The sequence below is a fragment of the Actinotalea fermentans genome (assembly GCF_007991475.1).
GTDB lineage: Bacteria > Actinomycetota > Actinomycetes > Actinomycetales > Cellulomonadaceae > Actinotalea > Actinotalea fermentans.
On record NZ_BJYK01000009.1, the window covers coordinates 571,202 to 589,230 of the forward strand.

At 74.0% G+C, this 18,029-nt stretch carries 16 protein-coding genes and 1 tRNA gene; 11 read left to right on the top strand and 6 right to left on the bottom strand.

The window, feature by feature from the left end; genetic code table 11:
• Positions 1 to 39 precede the first annotated feature (39 nt).
• Both AFE02nite_RS14705 and AFE02nite_RS14710 read left to right on the top strand, forming a co-directional pair.
• Entirely contained in the window at positions 40 to 2,463 is a 2,424-nt protein-coding gene (locus AFE02nite_RS14705) for a (Fe-S)-binding protein (RefSeq protein WP_146819892.1), read from the top strand.
• A gap of 241 nt (positions 2,464 to 2,704) precedes the next feature.
• A complete protein-coding gene (locus AFE02nite_RS14710; protein WP_052113942.1) occupies positions 2,705 to 3,658 on the top strand; it encodes a type IV toxin-antitoxin system AbiEi family antitoxin domain-containing protein in 954 nt (317 codons plus the stop codon).
• A gap of 109 nt (positions 3,659 to 3,767) precedes the next feature.
• Here the strand turns inward: AFE02nite_RS14710 and AFE02nite_RS14715 are convergent, their stop codons facing one another.
• The gene (locus AFE02nite_RS14715; RefSeq protein WP_052113943.1) at positions 3,768 to 4,691 is read right to left on the bottom strand and encodes a hypothetical protein; all 924 of its coding nucleotides are present in this window, start codon (positions 4,689 to 4,691) and stop codon (positions 3,768 to 3,770) included.
• A 64-nt stretch (positions 4,692 to 4,755) separates the two neighbouring features.
• Positions 4,756 to 5,670 (bottom strand): hypothetical protein, encoded by a 915-nt coding sequence (locus AFE02nite_RS14720; protein ID WP_146819894.1) that lies wholly within the window; start codon positions 5,668 to 5,670, stop codon positions 4,756 to 4,758.
• Between the two features lie 81 nt (positions 5,671 to 5,751).
• Between AFE02nite_RS14720 and AFE02nite_RS14725 the strand changes: the two genes are divergently transcribed.
• The 4 genes from AFE02nite_RS14725 to AFE02nite_RS14740 all read left to right on the top strand — a co-directional run bounded on the left by AFE02nite_RS14725 (position 5,752) and on the right by AFE02nite_RS14740 (position 10,026).
• Positions 5,752 to 7,098 (top strand): sensor histidine kinase, encoded by a 1,347-nt coding sequence (locus tag AFE02nite_RS14725; protein ID WP_261765638.1) that lies wholly within the window; start codon positions 5,752 to 5,754, stop codon positions 7,096 to 7,098.
• On the top strand, positions 7,095 to 7,817 hold the full coding sequence (locus AFE02nite_RS14730) for a response regulator (protein ID WP_034248978.1): 723 nt from the start codon (positions 7,095 to 7,097) through the stop codon (positions 7,815 to 7,817). Before AFE02nite_RS14725 ends, AFE02nite_RS14730 begins: the two co-directional genes overlap by 4 nt.
• A 146-nt stretch (positions 7,818 to 7,963) precedes the next feature.
• A complete protein-coding gene (locus tag AFE02nite_RS14735) occupies positions 7,964 to 8,872 on the top strand; it encodes an ABC transporter ATP-binding protein (protein WP_034248977.1) in 909 nt (302 codons plus the stop codon).
• On the top strand, positions 8,869 to 10,026 hold the full coding sequence (locus AFE02nite_RS14740; RefSeq protein WP_146819895.1) for an ABC transporter permease: 1,158 nt from the start codon (positions 8,869 to 8,871) through the stop codon (positions 10,024 to 10,026). The genes AFE02nite_RS14735 and AFE02nite_RS14740 overlap by 4 nt, the downstream gene beginning before the upstream one ends.
• A gap of 133 nt (positions 10,027 to 10,159) precedes the next feature.
• Here AFE02nite_RS14740 and AFE02nite_RS14745 read toward each other — a convergent pair whose 3' ends face one another.
• Positions 10,160 to 11,239, bottom strand: coding sequence for a hypothetical protein (locus tag AFE02nite_RS14745; RefSeq protein WP_146819896.1), 1,080 nt, complete (start codon positions 11,237 to 11,239; stop codon positions 10,160 to 10,162).
• Between the two features lie 82 nt (positions 11,240 to 11,321).
• On the bottom strand, positions 11,322 to 11,897 hold the full coding sequence (dcd, locus tag AFE02nite_RS14750; protein WP_034244498.1) for a dCTP deaminase: 576 nt from the start codon (positions 11,895 to 11,897) through the stop codon (positions 11,322 to 11,324).
• Between the two features lie 788 nt (positions 11,898 to 12,685).
• On the opposite strand from dcd, the gene AFE02nite_RS14755 reads away from it, so the two are divergent.
• The 3 genes from AFE02nite_RS14755 (at position 12,686) to AFE02nite_RS14765 (ending at position 15,026) form a co-directional block, all read left to right on the top strand.
• Positions 12,686 to 13,318, top strand: a complete 633-nt coding sequence (locus AFE02nite_RS14755; protein ID WP_146819897.1) for a hypothetical protein — start codon at positions 12,686 to 12,688, stop codon at positions 13,316 to 13,318.
• A gap of 145 nt (positions 13,319 to 13,463) precedes the next feature.
• Positions 13,464 to 13,537 (top strand) — tRNA-Gly (locus AFE02nite_RS14760).
• A gap of 106 nt (positions 13,538 to 13,643) precedes the next feature.
• Positions 13,644 to 15,026: a tyrosine-type recombinase/integrase gene (locus AFE02nite_RS14765; RefSeq protein WP_052113522.1), complete on the top strand. Its 1,383-nt coding sequence runs from the start codon at positions 13,644 to 13,646 to the stop codon at positions 15,024 to 15,026.
• Between the two features lie 286 nt (positions 15,027 to 15,312).
• Here AFE02nite_RS14765 and AFE02nite_RS14770 read toward each other — a convergent pair whose 3' ends face one another.
• Together AFE02nite_RS14770 and AFE02nite_RS14775 are read right to left on the bottom strand one after the other, a co-directional pair.
• Complete coding sequence (locus AFE02nite_RS14770) at positions 15,313 to 16,074, bottom strand: GAF domain-containing protein (RefSeq protein WP_146819898.1); 762 nt, start codon at positions 16,072 to 16,074, stop codon at positions 15,313 to 15,315.
• 237 nt (positions 16,075 to 16,311) lie between these two features.
• A complete protein-coding gene (locus AFE02nite_RS14775) occupies positions 16,312 to 16,647 on the bottom strand; it encodes a nucleotidyltransferase family protein (RefSeq protein ID WP_052113521.1) in 336 nt (111 codons plus the stop codon).
• Positions 16,648 to 16,732: 85 nt separating this feature from the next.
• Here AFE02nite_RS14775 and AFE02nite_RS14780 point away from each other — a divergent pair, with 85 nt between their 5' ends.
• Together AFE02nite_RS14780 and AFE02nite_RS14785 are read left to right on the top strand one after the other, a co-directional pair.
• On the top strand, positions 16,733 to 17,362 hold the full coding sequence (locus AFE02nite_RS14780) for a nucleotidyltransferase domain-containing protein (RefSeq protein WP_052113520.1): 630 nt from the start codon (positions 16,733 to 16,735) through the stop codon (positions 17,360 to 17,362).
• Position 17,363: 1 nt separating this feature from the next.
• Complete coding sequence (locus AFE02nite_RS14785; protein WP_034244487.1) at positions 17,364 to 17,741, top strand: HEPN domain-containing protein; 378 nt, start codon at positions 17,364 to 17,366, stop codon at positions 17,739 to 17,741.
• Positions 17,742 to 18,029 lie beyond the last annotated feature (288 nt).

Sequence of the window (18,029 nt, forward strand, 5' to 3'; positions counted from 1 at the left end):
CGGGGCAAGCCCCCGACCTGCCCCGGTAGCGTGCCCTGCGTGACAGCACTGCAGTGGGTGGCTCTCGTGCTGGCGGTGGCGTCGACGCTCGTCGGCGCGGCGTCGTTCCTGCGCGGCGCCGGGGCGATCGTGCGCGTGGTGCGGCGCGGCGGGCCGGCGCCCGCGCGGCGGGCGCAGCCGTGGCGACGCACCGCCCTCGCGGTCCGGCAGATCCTCGCCCACCGGCGCTTCCGCAGCCGGCCCGGGGTCGCCGCGGCGCACTGGGCCGTCATGGTCTCGTTCCCGGTCCTGTTCGTCACGCTCGTGAGCAGCTACTGGCAGATCGCCGACCCCGGGTCGGTGCTGCCCGTCGTCGGCGGCTGGCGGTGGCTCGGGTGGCTGACCGAGGCCATCGCGTGGGCGGCGCTGGTCGGGATCGGGTGGCTGGTGCTCGTGCGCCAGCGCGAGCACCAGCGGCGCGGGCGTTGGGCCGCGGGCGGCCCCTCCGCGGCCGGCAGCGGGCCGACGGCCGTCGGGGCCCTGGCGGCGGACGGCGCGGCCGGGGGGTCGCGCGCGTCGCGGTTCTTCGGGTCGAACGCCGGGCAGGCGTACTTCGTCGAGGTGGTCATCGCCGTCGTCGTCGCGTGCGTGCTGCTGCTGCGCGGGCTCGAGGTCGCGCTCGCCCTGCGCGCGCAGGGGATCACCGACCTCGCGGGCGGCGTCCCGCCGTGGTCCGGGCCCACCGCGTTGGTCATGACCTCGACCGAGCCCGTCAGCTCCGTCGACATCGGCTACCTGTGGGACTTCCCGCTCACCGCGTGGTTCGGCGCGTCGTGGGTGGGGGTCGGGACGGCGACGCTCGAGACCGCCGTCGTCGTGCTCGCGACGGTGAAGATCCTGGTGTCGTCGACGTGGCTCGCCGTCGTCGGGCTGCGCCCCGCGATGGGCGTCGCGTGGCACCGGTTCACCGCCATCGTGAACGTGTGGGCGCGGCGCGAGCTCGACGGGCGTCCGGCGCTGCGCGCGGTGCCGCCGGTCCGTGCGTCGGGCGAGCCTGTGGACTTCGACCACCTGGAGGACCTGGCCGACGACGCGCGGCTCGGCGTCGGGCGCGTGGAGGACCTCAGCTGGAAGGGGCTGCTCGACCTGGCGACCTGCACCGAGTGCGGGCGCTGCCAGGAGCAGTGCCCGGCGTGGGCGTCGGGCAAGGTGCTCTCGCCCAAGCTCATGGTGCTCGCGCTGCGCGACCACGCCTTCGCGACGACGCCCGGGCTGCGGGTGGGCGCCAACGCCTCCACCGCGCCGTCGGGGCGGACCTCGGCGACGGGCGTGCTCGGGCTCCCCGTGGCCGCCGACCACGGCGGGGTGGACGCGCTGTCGCTGGTGGGCGACGTCGTCGACCCGCAGGCGCTGTGGGACTGCACGATGTGCGGCGCGTGCGTGCAGGCGTGCCCCGTCGACATCGAGCACGTCGACCTGTTCGTGGACCTGCGCCGGCACGAGGTGCTGATGGAGTCGGCGTTCCCGGCCGAGCTCGGCAAGGCCTTCGCGGGCATCGAGCGGCGCGGGAACCCCTGGGGCGCGGCGCCGCGCGACCGGCTCGCGTGGACCAAGGGGCTGGACTTCCCGGTGCCGGTAATCGGGCGGGACGTGGCCGACGCGGCGGACCTCGACTACCTCTTCTGGGTCGGCTGCGCGGGCGCGTACGACGAGCGCGGACGGCGCACCTCGCGGGCCGTCGCCGAGCTGCTGCACACGGCCGGGGTGCGGTTCGCCGTGCTCGGGGAGGCCGAGGGGTGCAGCGGGGACCCCGCGCGTCGGGCCGGGAACGAGCTGCTGTTCCAGCAGCAGGCGGGCGCGACCATCGCGACGCTGACCGAGGCCAGGGCGACGCGGATCGTCGCGACGTGCCCGCACTGCCTCAACGCGCTCGGGAACGAGTACCCGCAGCTCGGCGGGGAGTTCGAGGTGGTGCACCACACCGAGCTGCTCGACCAGCTCGTGCGCGACGGCCGGCTCGTGCCGCAGCCGCGGGGCGAGGGTCCGACGTCGGGCGAGGGGGCGACGTCGGGCGAGGGTCCGGCGTCGGGCGAGGGTGCGACGTCGGGCGAGGGTGCGGCGTCGGGCACCGTGACCTGGCACGACCCCTGCTACCTGGGCCGGCACAACGGGGTCTACACGCCGCCGCGCGAGCTGCTCGCCGCGACGGGGCTGAGCCTCACGGAGATGCCGCGGTCGGGGGAGCGCTCGTTCTGCTGCGGCGGCGGCGGCGCGCGGGCGTTCATGGAGGAGGCGCCGGGCACGCGCATGTCCACGAACCGCGGCGCGGAGGCGGTCGCGACGGGCGCCGCCCGCGTGGCCACCGGCTGCCCGTTCTGCGTGACGATGCTCACCCAGGGCGTCGAGGCCACCGCGACGACGACCCCCGCCCCGGAGGTCGTGGACGTGTCGCTCCTCCTCCTGGAGTCGCTCCGCCCCCGCTGACCCACATGGCGCCGCGCGCTGCCGGCCCCGACGCGCACCCACCACCGGCCCACCCGTCCGGACGTCCGGACGAAGGGTTCCTACCGATATGCGGTAGGAACCCTTCGTCGCGGTTCGCCGTGGCACTCGACCCCGGCTGGAGTCGACCGCGCCGGCACGCCTGCGCCTGTGGACGGTCAGCCGTACACAGGGGCGGCGTGCACGGTCGGGTCACGCGCTCCGCCGCCCGGACACTCGCACCGTGCGGCTGACCTCGGACGTCGTGGCAGCGCTCGCCTCAAGGCAGGCGGGCGTCGTCACGACGGCGCAGCTCCGGACCGCCGGCGCAGACGACGTGTGGATCGGCCGGCAGGTGGCATCCGGTCGTTGGCGTCGACTGCACCGCGGCGTGCTGCTGACGTACTCGGGTCCGATCACCTGGCGCTCACGAGCCTGGGCGGGCGTCTTGTACGCCGGGCCCGGAGCGGCGCTCAGCCACGAGGCGGCCGCGATGCGGCACGAGTTCATCGCATCGCCCCCGCGGCAGGTGGACCTGACGATCCCGGCCCGCCGGCGCGTGATGCCGTCGCCGGGGCTGACGATCCATCTCCGAGCACCAGGACCACGGGCGGCCGGTCGCCCGCTGACCACGGTGCGCGGGGACACGGTCGTCGACCTCGTCGCCTCGGCGGCGTGCGCCGACGACGCCGTCGGCTGGGTGTGCGCCGCCAGCCGGGCGGGCGTCAGCCGGGCCGAGATCCTCGACGCCGCTGACGTGCGCGGCCGCTTCCGGAACTCCGGTTTGCTCCGCGAGATCGTCGCGGAGGTGACGGTCGGCATCGAGTCGCCGCTCGAGCGTCGGTATCACCGCGACGTCGAACGACGGCACCGGCTCCCGCCAGCCCGGCTCCAGGTCCGCGAGGTGGTACGCGGCCTGTGGATCCGCGCGGACGCGGTGTACGACGAGTACGGCCTGCGCGCAGAGCTCGACGGGAACGTCGGCCATCCTGGCGGTCGGACGGATGACGACACCTGGCGCGACAACGCGGTCATGCTCGCGACGGGCGACCGCACGCTGCGCTACCGCTGGCGGCACGTCGCGGTCACCCCGTGCGAGACGGCAGCCCAGGTGGCGGCCGCCCTGCGGCGCGGCGGCTGGCCGGGAACCCCTCGCCCGTGCTCACCCACGTGCGCAACCCGCTCGCTCGCCCTCTGACGGCCGATCTGATCTCCGACGAAGGCTTCCTACCGATATGCGGTAGGAACCCTTCGTCGCGTGGGGAAAGGGCAGGTGACGCTGGCGGGGGACGCGCGACGGGCCCGGGTCAGATGGCGCGGACGCCGGCCAGGGCGCCGGCGATGGCGGCCAGGCTCTCCGCGCCGTCGGGGCAGGCGAGCTCGACGCGCGAGCGGCCCGACGCGATCTGCACGCGGTACGCGCCGACGTACTTCGGGTGCTCGTGCGAGCCGACGGCCGTCACCCCCGCCGTGAGCAGCACGGTGTGCGCGATCGACCACGCGGGGCGCGGGTGGCTCGTGAACCACTCGCGGCGGTGCACGAACTCGAGCGTCCCGGCGTCGGCGCAGACCAGCGCCGCGTGCAGCGTCACCGGACGGTGCCGGTCCAGCCAGTGCCGCAGCGCCCCGCCGCGCCGGGGCACGATGGCCCGCGGGTGCGCGCCGAGCAGCACCAGCCCGGGCCGCTGGTCGGCGAGCTCCAGCTGGGTGGTGACGAGCCCGGCGTCGATGTCGTCGAGGTCCGCGAGCCGGGAGGTCGGCAGCGGCGTGCGGCCGGGACGCTCCGCGGGGTCGCGCGCGGCGAGCGCCTCGGTGCGCACGACGTCCAGCAGCTCCGCCATCGCGCCGCGGGACACCGCGCTGTAGCGCAGCGCGACCGCGACGCCCCCGCGCTGGAGGCCGTCGACGTCGTGGATCACCAGGCGACCGTCGAGCATCGAGACGCTGTGCTCGATGGCGGCGATCTGCCGGTAGGGCAGCTGGACGGTCTGGTACGTGTCCCCCTTGCGGGAGAGGACGGTCAGCGTCTCCTTGCCGGCCACCACCAGGTGGTCGTACAGGTGCATCTCGGGGTTGGCCTCGCGCCGGTCGATGGCGCGCGGCACCTTGAGCACGAGGTGCGCCGTCTCGAGCTCCACCCCGTGCTCGCGGTAGAGACGCGGAACCTCCTCCGGGGTGCGGACGCGATAGGTCCACGGCCCGAAGGCGTCGTACTCCGGCGTACGCTGCACGATCCGATGATGGCAACTCCCGGGCCCGTCCGGAACCGTCCCCGGATACCGACTCGGTGACGGTTCACCCGAGCGCGAGCGCCTCCCGCAGGGCCCGCACCGTCGGCGCGCCCTCCGGCAGCACCAGCGGCACGACGGCGTCGCCCACCGAGACCCGGCAGTTCAGGGCCCCGGCGAACGTCGGGTGCGCGGTGAGCGTGACCGCGGTGACCGCCGAGGTGAGCAGCGTCGTCCGGGCGATCGAGTGCGTCGGCTTGGACCCTTGGGAGACCAGCTCACGGCGGTGCAGCACCTCGACGCGACCCGGCGCGTAGGCGACCACGGCTGCGTGCACGGTCGCCGGCCACCAGCGGTCGAGCAGGCGCGCGGTCCACGACGTCGACAGGCGACCGACGGGGACGCGTGCATGGTCCGCCAGGCGTACGAGCCCCGGGTTCCGCTCGACCAGCTCGCGGTAGGCGACGACCAGTGCGACGTCGGGACCTGCGACGCTCCAGGCGCCCACCGGGGCGCCCGGCGGCGCGGGGGCGTCCGGCGTCGTCCGCCCGCGGGCGAGCGCCTGCGCGACGATCAGGTCGACGAGCTGCTCCACGGTGCCCAGCGAGACGCCGTTGAAGCCGAGCGAGAGGAGCTCGCCACCGGTGCCCGGGGTGGCGTCGAGGAGCCGCAGACGCCCGTCGAGCAGGGACACGCTCAGCTGCGACGCCCCCACGCGGTCGTAGGGGACGGTGCGCTCCCGGTAGGTGTCGCCCTCGCGGCTGAGCACGGTGAGCACGTCCGGGCCGGCGACGAGCAGGTGGTCGTAGAGGTGCATGGCCGGCGTCGCGTTGCGGCGCTCGATGGGGCGGGGCACCTTGAGCACGACCCGGGCGGCCTCGAGGTCGATCGGGTGCGCGCGGTAGAGGGGCGGGACCTGGTCGGCGGTCCGCACCTCGTCGATCCACGGCCCGAAGGCGTCGAACTCAGGTGTGGTGGCCATGATCACAGCGTCCTCCCTGGGAGCGTGACCGGTCCCCGCGGTCTTGGCTCCGCCGCCCGCCCGCGCCGCTACCGTGTCCTCGTGCCCACGACGCCGCCGCTGCCCCCGGTCGCGGCCGAGGACGACCCGGACCGCCCCGGCTGGCGGCGCAGCCCGGTCCGGCCGGAGGACGTCCGCAAGGACGCCGCGGCCGCGGGCGCGCTCTTCCTCGGCTCGCTGCTGAGCATGGTGCTGTGGCGCGTGGCCGGCATGTACGAGGACCCGGCGCCCGCGTGGGCGTGCGTCCTCCTGCTCGCCATGGTGACCGGGCCGTTGGCCGTGCGGCGCCGGTGGCCGAACGTGGTCCTCGTCGTGGTCGCGGCGTCGTTCGTCGCCCTGGTCGGCTTCGAGGTGCCCGAGACGCTCGTCGCGAACATCTCGCTCTTCTGCGCCCTGTACACGGTCGGCGCGTGGGCGCCGGACCGGCGTCGTGCCACCTGGGTGCGCGGCATCGTCATCGCGGGCATGTTCGTGTGGCTCATCGTGGCGATCCTCATGACGACGAACGACCCCGACTCGCTGCCCGACCTCTCCCGGGCCGGCGCCTTCTCGCCGCTCGTGGCGTACCTGGTCATCCAGCTGCTCACGAACGTCCTGTACTTCGCGGGGGCGTACTGGTTCGGCGAGCGCCAGTGGGCGTCGGCCCGCGAGCGCGCCCGCACGCAGCTGCGGACGCGGCAGCTCGAGTCGGAGCGCCGCCGGGTGGCCGCGCAGGCCGTCGCCATCGAGCGCCTGCGCCTCGCCCGCGAGCTGCACGACGCCGTCGCGCACCACGTGTCGATGATGGGGGTGCAGGCGGCGGTCGCCCGGACGCTGCTGGACGCCGACCCGACCCAGGCGCGGGCGACGCTCGAGCAGGTGGAGCAGTCGGCGCGCGACGCGATCACCGAGCTGCAGGGCATCCTCGGCACGCTCCGCGACGAGCCGGACGACGCCGCGGCGCCCGACGCCGAGGGCACCGCCGAGGCCGTCGCCTCCCTGGACGTGAGCCGGATCCCTGAGCTGGTCGAGGGCGCGTGCGAGGCCGGCCTGCCGACGACGTTCCAGGTGGTCGGCGAGCCGGCCCGCCTGTCGCCGGTGGTGTCCCTGAACCTGTACCGGATCGCGCAGGAGGCCCTGACGAACGCCCGCAAGCACGCGGGCCCGCACGCGCACGCGGACGTGCGGCTCCGCTACCTCGACGACGCCGTCGAGCTCGAGGTGACGGACGACGGCGTCGGCGCGGCGGCGCGGGGCCGGTCGCGGGTCCCGGGGACGGGCCTCGGCCTGCTGGGGGTGCGCGAGCGCGTGGCGGCCGACGGCGGCACGCTCGAGGCCCGCCCGCGGCCCCGGGGCGGGTTCCTGGTGCGCGCGCGGGTGCCGCTCGAGCGTCGGGAGGTGCCGGCATGACGGCCGACGACGGCGCGCGGCCGGTCCGGGTGATGCTCGCGGACGACCAGGCGCTGCTGCGCGCGGGGATCGCGACGATCCTCGGTGCCCAGCCGGGCGTCGTCGTCGTGGGCGAGGCCGGGTCCGGGCGGGAGGCGGTCGCGCTGGCGCGCACCCTGCGGCCGGACGTGATCTGCATGGACGTGCAGATGCCGGACCTGGACGGCCTCGAGGCGACCCGGCAGATCGTCGCCGACCCTGCCGTGTGCGCGCGCGTGCTCATGCTCACGACCTTCAACCGCGAGGACTACCTGCTCGAGGCGCTGCGCGCGGGCGCGAGCGGCTTCCTGCTGAAGAACTCGCGCCCGGAGCACCTGGTCGACGCGATCCGCGCGGTCGCCGCCGGCGACGCCCTGCTGGCGCCCGAGGTGACGCGCGCCGTCATCGAGCGCGCGATGGCGCCGGCTCCGCCCGGGGACGGAGCCGGGCCGGGCGAGGCCACCGACGACGGCGTCCCCGCAGCGGTCCGCGACGTGCTCACCGACCGCGAGGTCGAGGTGCTGCGCCTGGTCGCGCGCGGGCTGTCGAACGACGAGATCGCGGCCGAGCTCGTGCTGGGCCGCGCCACCGTGAAGACCCACGTGTCGAACGTGCTGATGAAGCTGGGCCTGCGCGACCGGGTGCAGGCCGTCGTCTTCGCGTACGAGCACGGGGTCGCCCGCCCGCACGAGGGCGACTGACCGCCCGGCCGGTCGGGACCATCGTCCGTCCGCCTCGGGGCGGAGGCGGGCGGCGGGCAAGGTTCGGCCTCGGGCCGGAGGTTCGCGGGCGCCGTCGTCCCTAGCGTGGGGAGCGCCATCGTGACCGGTCCCGAGTGGGGAGAACCATGCTGAAGATCGAGGGCCTGAACAGGTCCTTCGGCGATCGCCAGGTGCTGCACGACATCACGTTCGACGTCGCCCGCGGCCGGCTGACCGGCTTCGTCGGCGGCAACGGCGCCGGCAAGACGACGACCATGCGCATCGTCCTCGGCGTGCTCGCGGCCGAGTCCGGCAGCGTGACGCTCGACGGCCACGCGCTGACGGCGGCGGACCGCGTCGACTTCGGCTACATGCCCGAGGAGCGCGGCCTCTACCCGAAGATGAAGGTCGCCGAGCAGGTCGCCTACCTCGGCCGGCTGCACGGCCTGGACCGCGGCGCGGCGATGGACCGGGCCCGGGACCTCCTCGACCGCCTGGGCCTCGCCGAGCGCGCCGACGACCCGCTCGAGACCCTCTCGCTCGGCAACCAGCAGCGCGCGCAGATCGCCGCGGCGCTGGTGCACGACCCGCAGGTGCTCGTCCTCGACGAGCCGTTCTCCGGCCTGGACCCGCTGGCGGTGGACGTCGTCGTCGGCGTGCTGGCGGAGTACGCGGCGTCGGGCGTGCCCGTGCTGTTCTCCTCGCACCAGCTCGAGCTCGTCGAGCGCCTGTGCGACGACCTGGTCATCATCTCCGGCGGCCGGATCCGCGCCGCGGGCGGCCGCGAGGAGCTGCGCGCCGCGCACGGGACCACCCGCTTCGAGCTCGTGACCGACGGCGACGTGGGCTGGGTCCGCTCGGCGCCGGGCGTGCAGGTCGTCGACTTCGACGGCGGCTACGCGCTCTTCGAGGCGGCCGAGGACGCCGCCCAGGCGGTGCTGCGCGACGCGCTGGCGCGCGACGCCGTCCGCTCCTTCACCCCTGTCCGCCCGACGCTCGGCGAGATCTTCCGTGAGGTCGTCGCCGACGAGCCCGAGCTGGAGGTCGCCCGATGAGCGCGCCCACGACCACCACCCCGACGACGACGCCCCCCACCCCGCCGCGTGCGACGGCGCCCGGCCGGCCGGCCCGCCCGTCCACCCCGCGCCTGGCGCTCATGGTCGCCGAGCGCGAGGTCGTCACCCAGGTCCGCACCAAGTCGTTCATCATCTCGACGGCGATCCTGTTCGCCGCCGTGCTCGTCTCGATCGTCGCCGGCGCGCTCCTGGCCGGGAGCGACGACCCGACCAAGGTCGCCGTCGTCGGAACGGCCGCGGATGTCGTGGCGGACATGGACGGCCTCGAGCCGGTCGACGCCGCGGACCGCGCCGCCGCGGAGCAGCTGGTGCGCGACGGCGACGTGAGCGCCGCCGTCGTGCCGGACGAGGAGAACGTCCTCGGCTTCCGGCTGCTCGCGCTCGACTCGGCGCCGGAGGAGGTCGTCGCCGCACTGTCGGTGTCGCCCGAGGTCGAGCTGCTCGACGAGCCGGACACCGACGAGGGCCTGCGCTACCTGGTCTCGTTCGGGTTCGGGCTGGTGTTCCTCATGTCCGCGGCCGGCTACGGCGCGACGATCGCGCAGAGCACCGTCCAGGAGAAGCAGAGCCGCGTGGTGGAGATCCTGCTGTCGGCAGTGCCCAGCCGCGCGCTCCTCGCGGGCAAGATCCTCGGCAACTCGGCGCTGGCGTTCGGCCAGACCGCGGGGCTCGCGGCGATGGCCGTGATCGGCCTCGTGGTGACCGGGCAGGAGGACGTGCTCGACATGCTGGGCGCGCCGCTGGTGTGGTTCGTCGGCTTCTTCCTCATCGGGTTCGTGCTGCTGGCCGCGATGTACGCGGCGAGCGCGTCCCTGGTCAGCCGGGTCGAGGACGTCGGCTCGGTGGTCATGCCCTCGACGATGCTGACGATGGTCCCCTACTTCGGCGTCATCTTCTTCAACGACAACGAGGTGGTGCTGAACGTGCTGTCGTACGTGCCGTTCAGCGCGCCCGTGGCGATGCCGATGCGCCTGTTCCTCGGGGACGCGATGTGGTGGGAGCCGCTCGTCGCGCTCGCGCTGCTCGTCGTCACGACGCTGGGCGTCATCGCCGTCGGCGCGAAGATCTACGAGCGCTCGCTGCTGCGCACGGGTGCCCGGGTCAAGCTCGGCGAGGTGCTCCGCCAGGCCTGACGGCCGGCCCCCACCCCCACCCACCCGACCCCTCCCACTCCCACCCCTCAAGTGGAGCGCGGTGGCGCCGATCCGCCCCCAGTGGAGCGCGGTAGCGCCACCGCGCTCCACTTGGCGTTCGGGGTGAGATCCGTCAGAGGTCAGCGGGGTCGACGACGAAGCCCATCATGTCCGTGACCTCGCCGCCGACCTTGGCGTGCACGGCGCGCGCGACGGCCACCACGAGCGGCGTCGCGCGGCCGCGGGCCACCCGGTGGGCGAGCGGCGCGCGCTCCTTCTCCAGGTCGGCCTCCTCGACCGGCTCCCAGCGCACGCGGTACGCCACCGCACCCTGCGCGGCCCACGGCAGCCCGGCGACGACGGGCGGCGGGTTCGTCTCCCCGCCGATCTCGAGGGCCACGAACCCGTCGAGGTCGAGGTCCGCGAGCAGCCCGTAGGAGTCCATCGGGACGGGCTCCTCGAGCATCGCGCGGTCGTAGGCGTCGGCCTCCGCGTGCAGGTACTCGCGCTGCGCCTGCGTGAGGGGCTCGGTGCCGGGCAGCGGGTGCCCCGCACCACCCGGCCCGACGGCGTGGGCGGGCCCCTGCCACGTCCCCGCCGGCAGGTTGAGGTACGCCCGCGGGATCGCCTGCCGCATCACCGCGAGCGCGGCGTCCGGGTCGAGCCACAGGTCGCTCCAGATCGTCAGGTCGACGGCGGCGGCCGGGTCCGGCGTCAGGACGACGGGCGCCCGCCCGCCCGGGCCTGCGGCGGTCCGCACCGACCCGGCCAGGCGGCGCGCGACGGCGATCGCCCACTCGAGCATCCGCGCCTCGTCGCGCACGGGCAGGCCCTCGGGGAAGGCGCGGGCGAGGCCGTCGCGGTCGCCGGTGGTGCCGGACCACGGCGGGTTGCCGCGCTCGGTCGGGGTGTCGAGGACGTACGCCGTGCCCCCGCCGGCCGGCAGCCCCAGCTCGGTCGCCGTGCCACGGTCCACCAGGTAGGGCCCGGCGAGCGTGGTCAGGCGCGACAGCCGCAGGACGCCGGGCGGCGGCGTCGCCAGGCGGGGCGCCCGGGCGCCCACCTGCGGCGTGGCCGCGGGCGGCTCCCACGCGGCGCGCGGGAACCGGCTGGTCGCGAGGATCTCCACGGACTCCGGCCCGATGCCGGTGGGCAGCACGAGCAGGTGGTGGTCGTCGAGGTCCTCGACGATGTCGAGCGGGGGCAGTGCCATGCCCGCCAGACTAGGTCGGCCGTGTCACGCGGGTGCGTCGCGAGTGTTTCCCCGGCGGCGCCGATGTTTCGCCGCGCGGGCGTCAGATGCGGGTGCGGTGGAAGCCCTGGGCGCTGCGGGACGCCGTCGGGCCGCGCTGGCCCTGGTAGCGCGAGCCGTAGCGGGCCGAGCCGTAGGGGTTCTCCGCGGGCGACGAGAGGCGGAAGAAGCAGAGCTGGCCGATCTTCATGCCGGGCCACAGCTGGATCGGCAGGGTCGCGACGTTCGAGAGCTCGAGGGTCACGTGCCCGGTGAAGCCCGGGTCGATGAAGCCCGCGGTCGAGTGCGTAAGCAGGCCCAGCCGGCCGAGGGAGGACTTCCCCTCGAGGCGAGCGGCGACGTCGTCGGGCAGGGTGACGGCCTCGTAGGTGGAGGCGAGGACGAACTCGCCGGGGTGCAGGACGAACGGGTCGTCGCCCTCGACCTCGACCAGGTGCGTGAGGTCGGGCTGCTCGGCCGACGGGTCGATCACCGCGTACTTGTGGTTGTCGAACAGCCGGAAGTACTTGTCCAGGCGGACGTCGACGCTCGACGGCTGGATCATCGCCGGGTCGTAGGGGTCGAGGACGACCCTGCCGGAGTCGAGCTGGTCGCGGATGTCGCGGTCGGAGAGCAGCACGCTGGTCACCGTAGCCGCGGGTGGGGCGAATGCGAAGGCCGTGGTCAGGACTGGCTCGACTGAGGCCGGCACCTGACCCCGAGCACAGCGAAGGCCCCTCCGAGTAAGCGTCGGAGGGGCCTCGCTGGCCGTCGAGCCGAAGCGCCGGTTGCCCGGCATCCACGACCCCGCTCTGGCGTGCGGTTGGTCGACCACCCGGTTGCCCGGGCCTGACGACCGATGACGACCGGCCTTCCGGTCCGTTCGGACACCTGCGGCGCCAGCCACAGCCCGTCGGGTTGCCCCTCCGAGACGGTCCACCGTTCTCCGGTCAGCCCAGCGATCCCTGGTGGGTCACCGATCCGAGTTCCCTCGGTTCTCTGTGTCCCGGCATCGCCGTTGGAGAAGTTCTAGACCCGCCCCGAAGACCCCCGCAAGGGGTTCGTGACGTGTGATTTGCGCAGGTTCCCCGTACACACCCTCGTCCACAGGTCTGGCCGTTCCGTGCTCAGAGCACGCACAGCCCTGTGGACAAAAGATGTGTACGGCCGGTGTCCGGGGGCTGAACGCCCGCCTCAGCCTCGAGTGGAACGAAACGGCCGTGATCGGGGTCCGAATGGAACGAAAGTGGAGCACGACGTTCCACTCGAGGGGGTGCGGGCGCGGCCGGAGCGCTGCCACAGTTGGTCCAGGGGAGTCCCGTCGGGCCGTTCGGTCGGCGGGTGCACACCCCGGAGGGGACAACGATGTCGCGCCTCACCGTTCGCAGCAGCACACCCGTTCCTCCGTCCGCCCACGCTCACGGGCCCATGTCGTCCACGCGCCGGATGGCGGCCCTCGCCGTCGTCGGGCTGGCGCTCCTTGCCTTGGCCGGCTGCACCGGGGACGACGAACCCGCCGCCTCGCCGTCGCCCACCGCGCCGGCGAGCGCCGAGCCCACGCCCGAGCCGCCGGAGTCGCCCAGTGCGGAGCCGAGCGCGGAGGCGACCGCCGAGGAGACACCGGCGGCGACCGGCATCGTGCTGGACGCGGCCGGCGTCGGCGGGATCGCGATGGGGACGCCCGACCCACGGGCCGCGCTCGAGGCGCTGCTCGGGCCGGCGGAGCAGGAGACGAACGACGTCGCCTGCGGCCCCGGCGACGTCGACGCGCTGTCGTGGGGGGCGCTGTCGGTGAGCACGCTCGAGGGCGCGTTGTGGGGCTGGGACATCAACCCGCACCGCGGCGCGCTGTCGGCGGACGTCGTGGTCGCGTCGGGCGTGACGCCGTACCAGCCGCTCTCGGACGCGCTGGCCCTGCCGGGCGCGACGACGCCGCAGTACCTGGCGAGCCTCGACATGCTCTACGTCGAGGCCGGCGGGGTGCAGTTCTACGGGTCCGGGTCGGACGCGGCGACGTCGCAGGTCGAGCTCACCGGGGTGAACGTCATCACGTGCGGGTGAGCGGGGGGCGGGCCTCGGCGCGCGGCTCGACCGACGCGGGGCCGTGACCAGCGCGGACGCCGCTCCGGCGGGCCGATGACGGTCGGCTGGCCCGGGCCGCGCCGGATGCCGGTATCATCGTCGAGCGCGCTCCTCGGAGCGCCGCGCGGGTGTAGTTCAATGGTAGAACTTCAGCTTCCCAAGCTGAGAGCGCGGGTTCGATTCCCGTCACCCGCTCCATCGTCTCCGCAGGTCAGAGCGTTGCGGGCGCTCTGTCGGACCTCCCTGGGACCCTTCTGCTGGTCGGCTCGTGCCATAACGTGCCATAGCGAAGTGGGATCCGACCATGACGACTGCGACCACTGCCCGACGCCACCGCCGCGCCTCCGGCGCCGTCCGCCGACTCCCGTCCGGGAGGTGGCAGGCGAGGTACACCGGGCCCGACGGCGCGCTGCGGACCCTTGGGACGTTCCCGACCAAGGCCGAGGCCGACCAGGAGCTGGCGCACGAGGTCTCGCGAATGGCGCGGGGGGTCTGGCGGGACCCGCGGCTCGGGGAGCAGCCGCTCGGGGAGTGGTTCCGCGGGTGGATCGCGACGCGGGCGGATCTCGCGCCGGGCACCCGGGCGCTGTACGGGCAGCTGCTGGAGCGCTGGATCGATGCCGATGTGCCGGTGGTGGGTGGAGCGCGGCCGAGGGCGGTCCGGATCGGGGCACAGTCGCTGGCGTCGGTGACGCCGGCCGCCGTGCGCGAGTGGGACGCGGCCGTGCTGGCCGAGGCGTCGCGGCGGGCGGGCGAGCGGTGGTCGCGGGCGGCGTCGACGCCGAAGCGGGTCAACGCGGCGATCCGGGCGTGGGCGATCGAGAACGGGCGTGCGGTGGCGGGAACCGGGCGGATGCCGGTCGAGGTCCGCGAGGCGTGGCTGGAGGCGACCGGCGGTGTCGTCGTGGACGCCCGCGAGAGCCGCCCAAACCTCGGTCGCACCGAGGCCGCGCAGGCGTACCGCCTGCTGCACACAGGGATGGCTCGGGCGGTGTCCGACGGGCTGATCCCCGCGAACCCGTGCGCGATCAAGGGCGCGAGCCAGCGCGATTCCCGGCACCGGACGGAGCGCCGCGTGCTGGCGCCCGACGAGCTGTGGGCACTCGCCGACGCGATGCCTGAGCGCTACCGCGCGGCGGTGGTGGTGTCGTTCCTGTCGGGGCTGCGGGCGGGCGAGCTGTTCGCTCTCCAGCGGAAGCACGTGGACCTCCGGGCCGGGACGATCCGCGTCGAGCAGTCGCTCGCGCGCTCGGGCACAGATGGCGCCGGTCCGTTCTCGACGACGAAGTCCCGGGCAGGCCTCCGCACGGTCGCTCTGCCAGCGGTCGCCGTCGAGGCTCTCGCCGACCACATGGCGCGCTTCACGCCGGAGCGTCGTGACGCCCTCGTCTTCGGCACGGTGTCGGACCGCCCGCTCACGAGCGGCAGCCGCTCGACGATGTTCGCCCGCGCCCGTCGTGCGATCGGCCGCGACGACCTCACCTGGCACGACCTACGCCATTCAGCGCTGACGCTCGTTGCCCTCACCGGTGCGACGCTGCCGGAGCTCATGCAGCGCGCCGGCCACTCCACGCCGCGCGCCGCCCTCCACTACCAGCACGCCGCCGACGACGCGCAACAGCGGATCGCTCGCAACCTGGACGCCGCCCTCAACGCGCCACCAAGACCAGAAGCGGCGACTCGCTGACCGCAGACGCTCGACTTGCCAGCGTCGGACGCACCCAGGCGACCAGACGCGGGGTGGTCACGCGGCACCACGTGGGGCCATCGGGTCAAGTCCCCGTGGGGCCTCAGCGGCGTCCGGACTTGCCCTTTGATGTCGACGGCCGACTAGCGACGAGGACCGTCCTGGAGGCTTCTCGCTTTGCTGCCTCGACGTACTGGACTGGGTCACGGCGCATCTGCTCTACCCTGCGGTCCATCTGAGCCGCCCACTTGTCGTTCGCCATCGCGCACCTCCCTCTGGACGCACCCTAGTCTGCCGCATCGCCGGGCCAGCCGCCCGTAAGCGTGAGCGCCACACCGCACAATGTCGCGACCACCCGCATGATGCCAGCATCGTCTGACGTCAGGTCTCCCGGGTTCTCTGCGTTGATCGTGAGCAAGCCCTGCACCGAACCGTTCGACTTGATGGGGGCTGTGATGAACGTGCGGTACTTGCGCGCCCGTGAACGGTCCATGTTCGGCGGGGCGTCACGCAGCAAATCTTCGTAGAACGTCACGATGTCGGCTTCGGCGGCTGCCCACACGTCCTTGCCCTCGCCTGACCCCCGGGTGAAACACGAGACCGGCGCATCCCCCCGCCCAGCAGACAGTTCCGGAACCGGCTCCAAGACGTCGTCAGCGTCGCTGCGCCGACGCCTGTAAATCGACGCGCGTGATCCGTGAGTATCGGCAAGTGTGAGGGCCGCGGTGAGGGCTGCCCAGAGCACGTCGCGTAGAGCCGGCTGACGTTGGGCCCTCGTCGTCTTCGCTGCGAGGGATAGGAGGCACCGCACCAGCGGCTGGAGGCAAGACTCCATGAGCGCCTTCAGCTCGGCCGCTTTCGACTTGAGCGCTTGCTTGGCGTACGCCTCCAAGAGGAGTCCACCGAGGCCGAGCGCTGCTGGTGCTGCCGACCACCAGCGCCAAGGTCCGACGAGCATCCCCGCTACGCCGAGCAGGCCACCAGAGGCGGGCCCCAGCCAGGGGGCGCGCGCGGCAGCCGCGAGCAGCTCGAGCCAGACGCGCCTCACGGCGACGGACCCTAGTCCAACGCCTGCGGGCGGGCAGGGCGGCGCGCCACGGCCGAGCCCACTGGGTTCGGGCGCTCGCTGAAGCCGCCAGGGTTCGGCTCGAAGCGGACCTATCGCATCGCGTCTGGCGACCCGGCGACAGCAGCGCTGCCAGCCACGGGCGTTGCGGAGCGGCAGCGCCACGAAGTGCAAGAAGAGTCACGGCCCGTCATCGCCTCGGTGGGACTGGGACTCCGCCTACAGCGGCACCGCCTCCGAGAGAGCGGAGGTGAGGACTTCGCGCGCGAGGGCACCCGACGCCACGACGTCGACCCGCTCATCCAGAAGCACGGACAGCTCATCCGACATCGCCGCGAGGGGCAGCAGGCCGCGCGTGTGCACGTCGAGGTCGACGAGTAGGTCCACGTCGGACCCCGGCCCGTCGTCGCCCCTCGCCACCGAGCCGAAGAACCTGACGTTCGAGGCGCCATGGCCGCTGGCGATGGTGTGGATGCGGGCCCGGTTCGCCCGGAGCTTCGCCAACCGCGGCACCCCACCGTCGACCTGACCCTGGAGGCCGTCGGAACATGGCATGGCTTGACGGTAGGACCAGGGGACCCAAGGAGTCGAGTGAGTACTATAGTTTTCATGTGAGTACTTCACGACTCACCTGGAGCTGATGATGGACGTCTCGAACCCGATCGCCGACGTGGTGCCGTCCGCCCACGGCCCGGTGCTCGCCGTGCTGGCCTCCACCTCGACACCGCTCACCGGCCGTGCGATCGCCGAGCTCACCCGCCCACGAGTCTCCCAGGCGCGCGTCGCGCGCATCCTCACTGAACTCGCCGAGACCGGCCTTGTCGACCGGACGCCCGCGGGGGCCGCATCGCTCTTCTCGCTGAACCGAGACCACGTCGCCGCCTCGGCCGTCGAGGCGCTCACCTCCCTGCGCCAGCAACTGTGGAGCAGGATCGCCGAGCACGCCGGCGGCTGGGCCAACCCTCCGGACGGCGTCGTCGTCTACGGGTCTGCCGCGCGGGGCGACGGCGGCACCGCCAGCGACATCGACCTCCTCGTCATCCGCCCTGCCGAAGTGGGCGCCGATGACGCCGACTGGCACGCGAACGTCACCGACCTCGCCGCGCGCGTCACCCGCTGGTCCGGCAACCCGTGCGAGATCCTCGACCGCTCCCGCGAGGAGCTTCGAGCCATGGCCGCAGCGGGTGAGCGTCTCCTGAGCGAGATCCGCCGCGACGGACGAGCGATCGTCGGCTCGATCTCCCTGGTCCCGGCCTCTAGGGCGGCCTGACGTGGGCGCCCGGGACGACGCGCTCAGTCACCTCCGCAAGGCCCGCGAGTTCCTCGACGCAGCCGTCCTGGAGCTGGACATGGACCTGAATACCGCCGCGGCGTCGTCAGCCGTGCTCGCCGGCATCAACGCCAAGGACGCGATCTGCCTTCAGCTGACGGGTCGCACCGGCAAGTCCGAGGACCACCGCTCCGCCGTGCCGGAGCTCGCCGCTGCCGGACCTGCGGGCAAGGCACTCGAGTCGACCTTTCGCCGGCTCCTCGGGCTCAAGACCGCCGCGCAGTACCAGGCGGGGCCGATCAGCCGGATGGACGCGACGAAGGCCGTCGAGTGGGCGACGCGCATGGTCGACGCCGCGCGGGACGTCACCGGCTCCTGACCGGCCTCGCGTTCTGCCACGTCCGATGACGGGCGCGCGCGGAGCCGATGACGCTTGCGCCCGCCCGATGACGCACGCCGCGCGACCGATGACGCGATCGGCCCGGGTACGTCGCGTCATCGCCTCGCCGCCGGCGGCGCGGTTCCGTCATCGGTTTGGCTATGGCCCCTGAGCAGGCTGACCGCCACAGCACGACCCGACCCGGCAGCAACGGGGCGCGAGACATCTCCTCGCTCCCGCTGCACACCTCCCGGTGGTGACGGTCGACGACGTAAGGAGGCGGCTCCC

Bases quoted from the DNA above. Each gene is read 5' to 3' on its own strand.
- AFE02nite_RS14720 (WP_146819894.1), bottom strand. From the start codon at position 5,670: ATGGCCACCACACCTGAGTTCGACGCCTTCGGGCCGTGGATCGACGAG.
- AFE02nite_RS14730 (WP_034248978.1), top strand. From the start codon at position 7,095: ATGACGGCCGACGACGGCGCGCGGCCGGTCCGGGTGATGCTCGCGGAC.
- AFE02nite_RS14735 (WP_034248977.1), top strand. From the start codon at position 7,964: ATGCTGAAGATCGAGGGCCTGAACAGGTCCTTCGGCGATCGCCAGGTG.
- AFE02nite_RS14740 (WP_146819895.1), top strand. From the start codon at position 8,869: ATGAGCGCGCCCACGACCACCACCCCGACGACGACGCCCCCCACCCCG.
- AFE02nite_RS14745 (WP_146819896.1), bottom strand. From the start codon at position 11,239: ATGGCACTGCCCCCGCTCGACATCGTCGAGGACCTCGACGACCACCAC.
- AFE02nite_RS14755 (WP_146819897.1), top strand. From the start codon at position 12,686: ATGTCGTCCACGCGCCGGATGGCGGCCCTCGCCGTCGTCGGGCTGGCG.
- AFE02nite_RS14765 (WP_052113522.1), top strand. From the start codon at position 13,644: ATGACGACTGCGACCACTGCCCGACGCCACCGCCGCGCCTCCGGCGCC.
- AFE02nite_RS14775 (WP_052113521.1), bottom strand. From the start codon at position 16,647: ATGCCATGTTCCGACGGCCTCCAGGGTCAGGTCGACGGTGGGGTGCCG.
- AFE02nite_RS14780 (WP_052113520.1), top strand. From the start codon at position 16,733: ATGATGGACGTCTCGAACCCGATCGCCGACGTGGTGCCGTCCGCCCAC.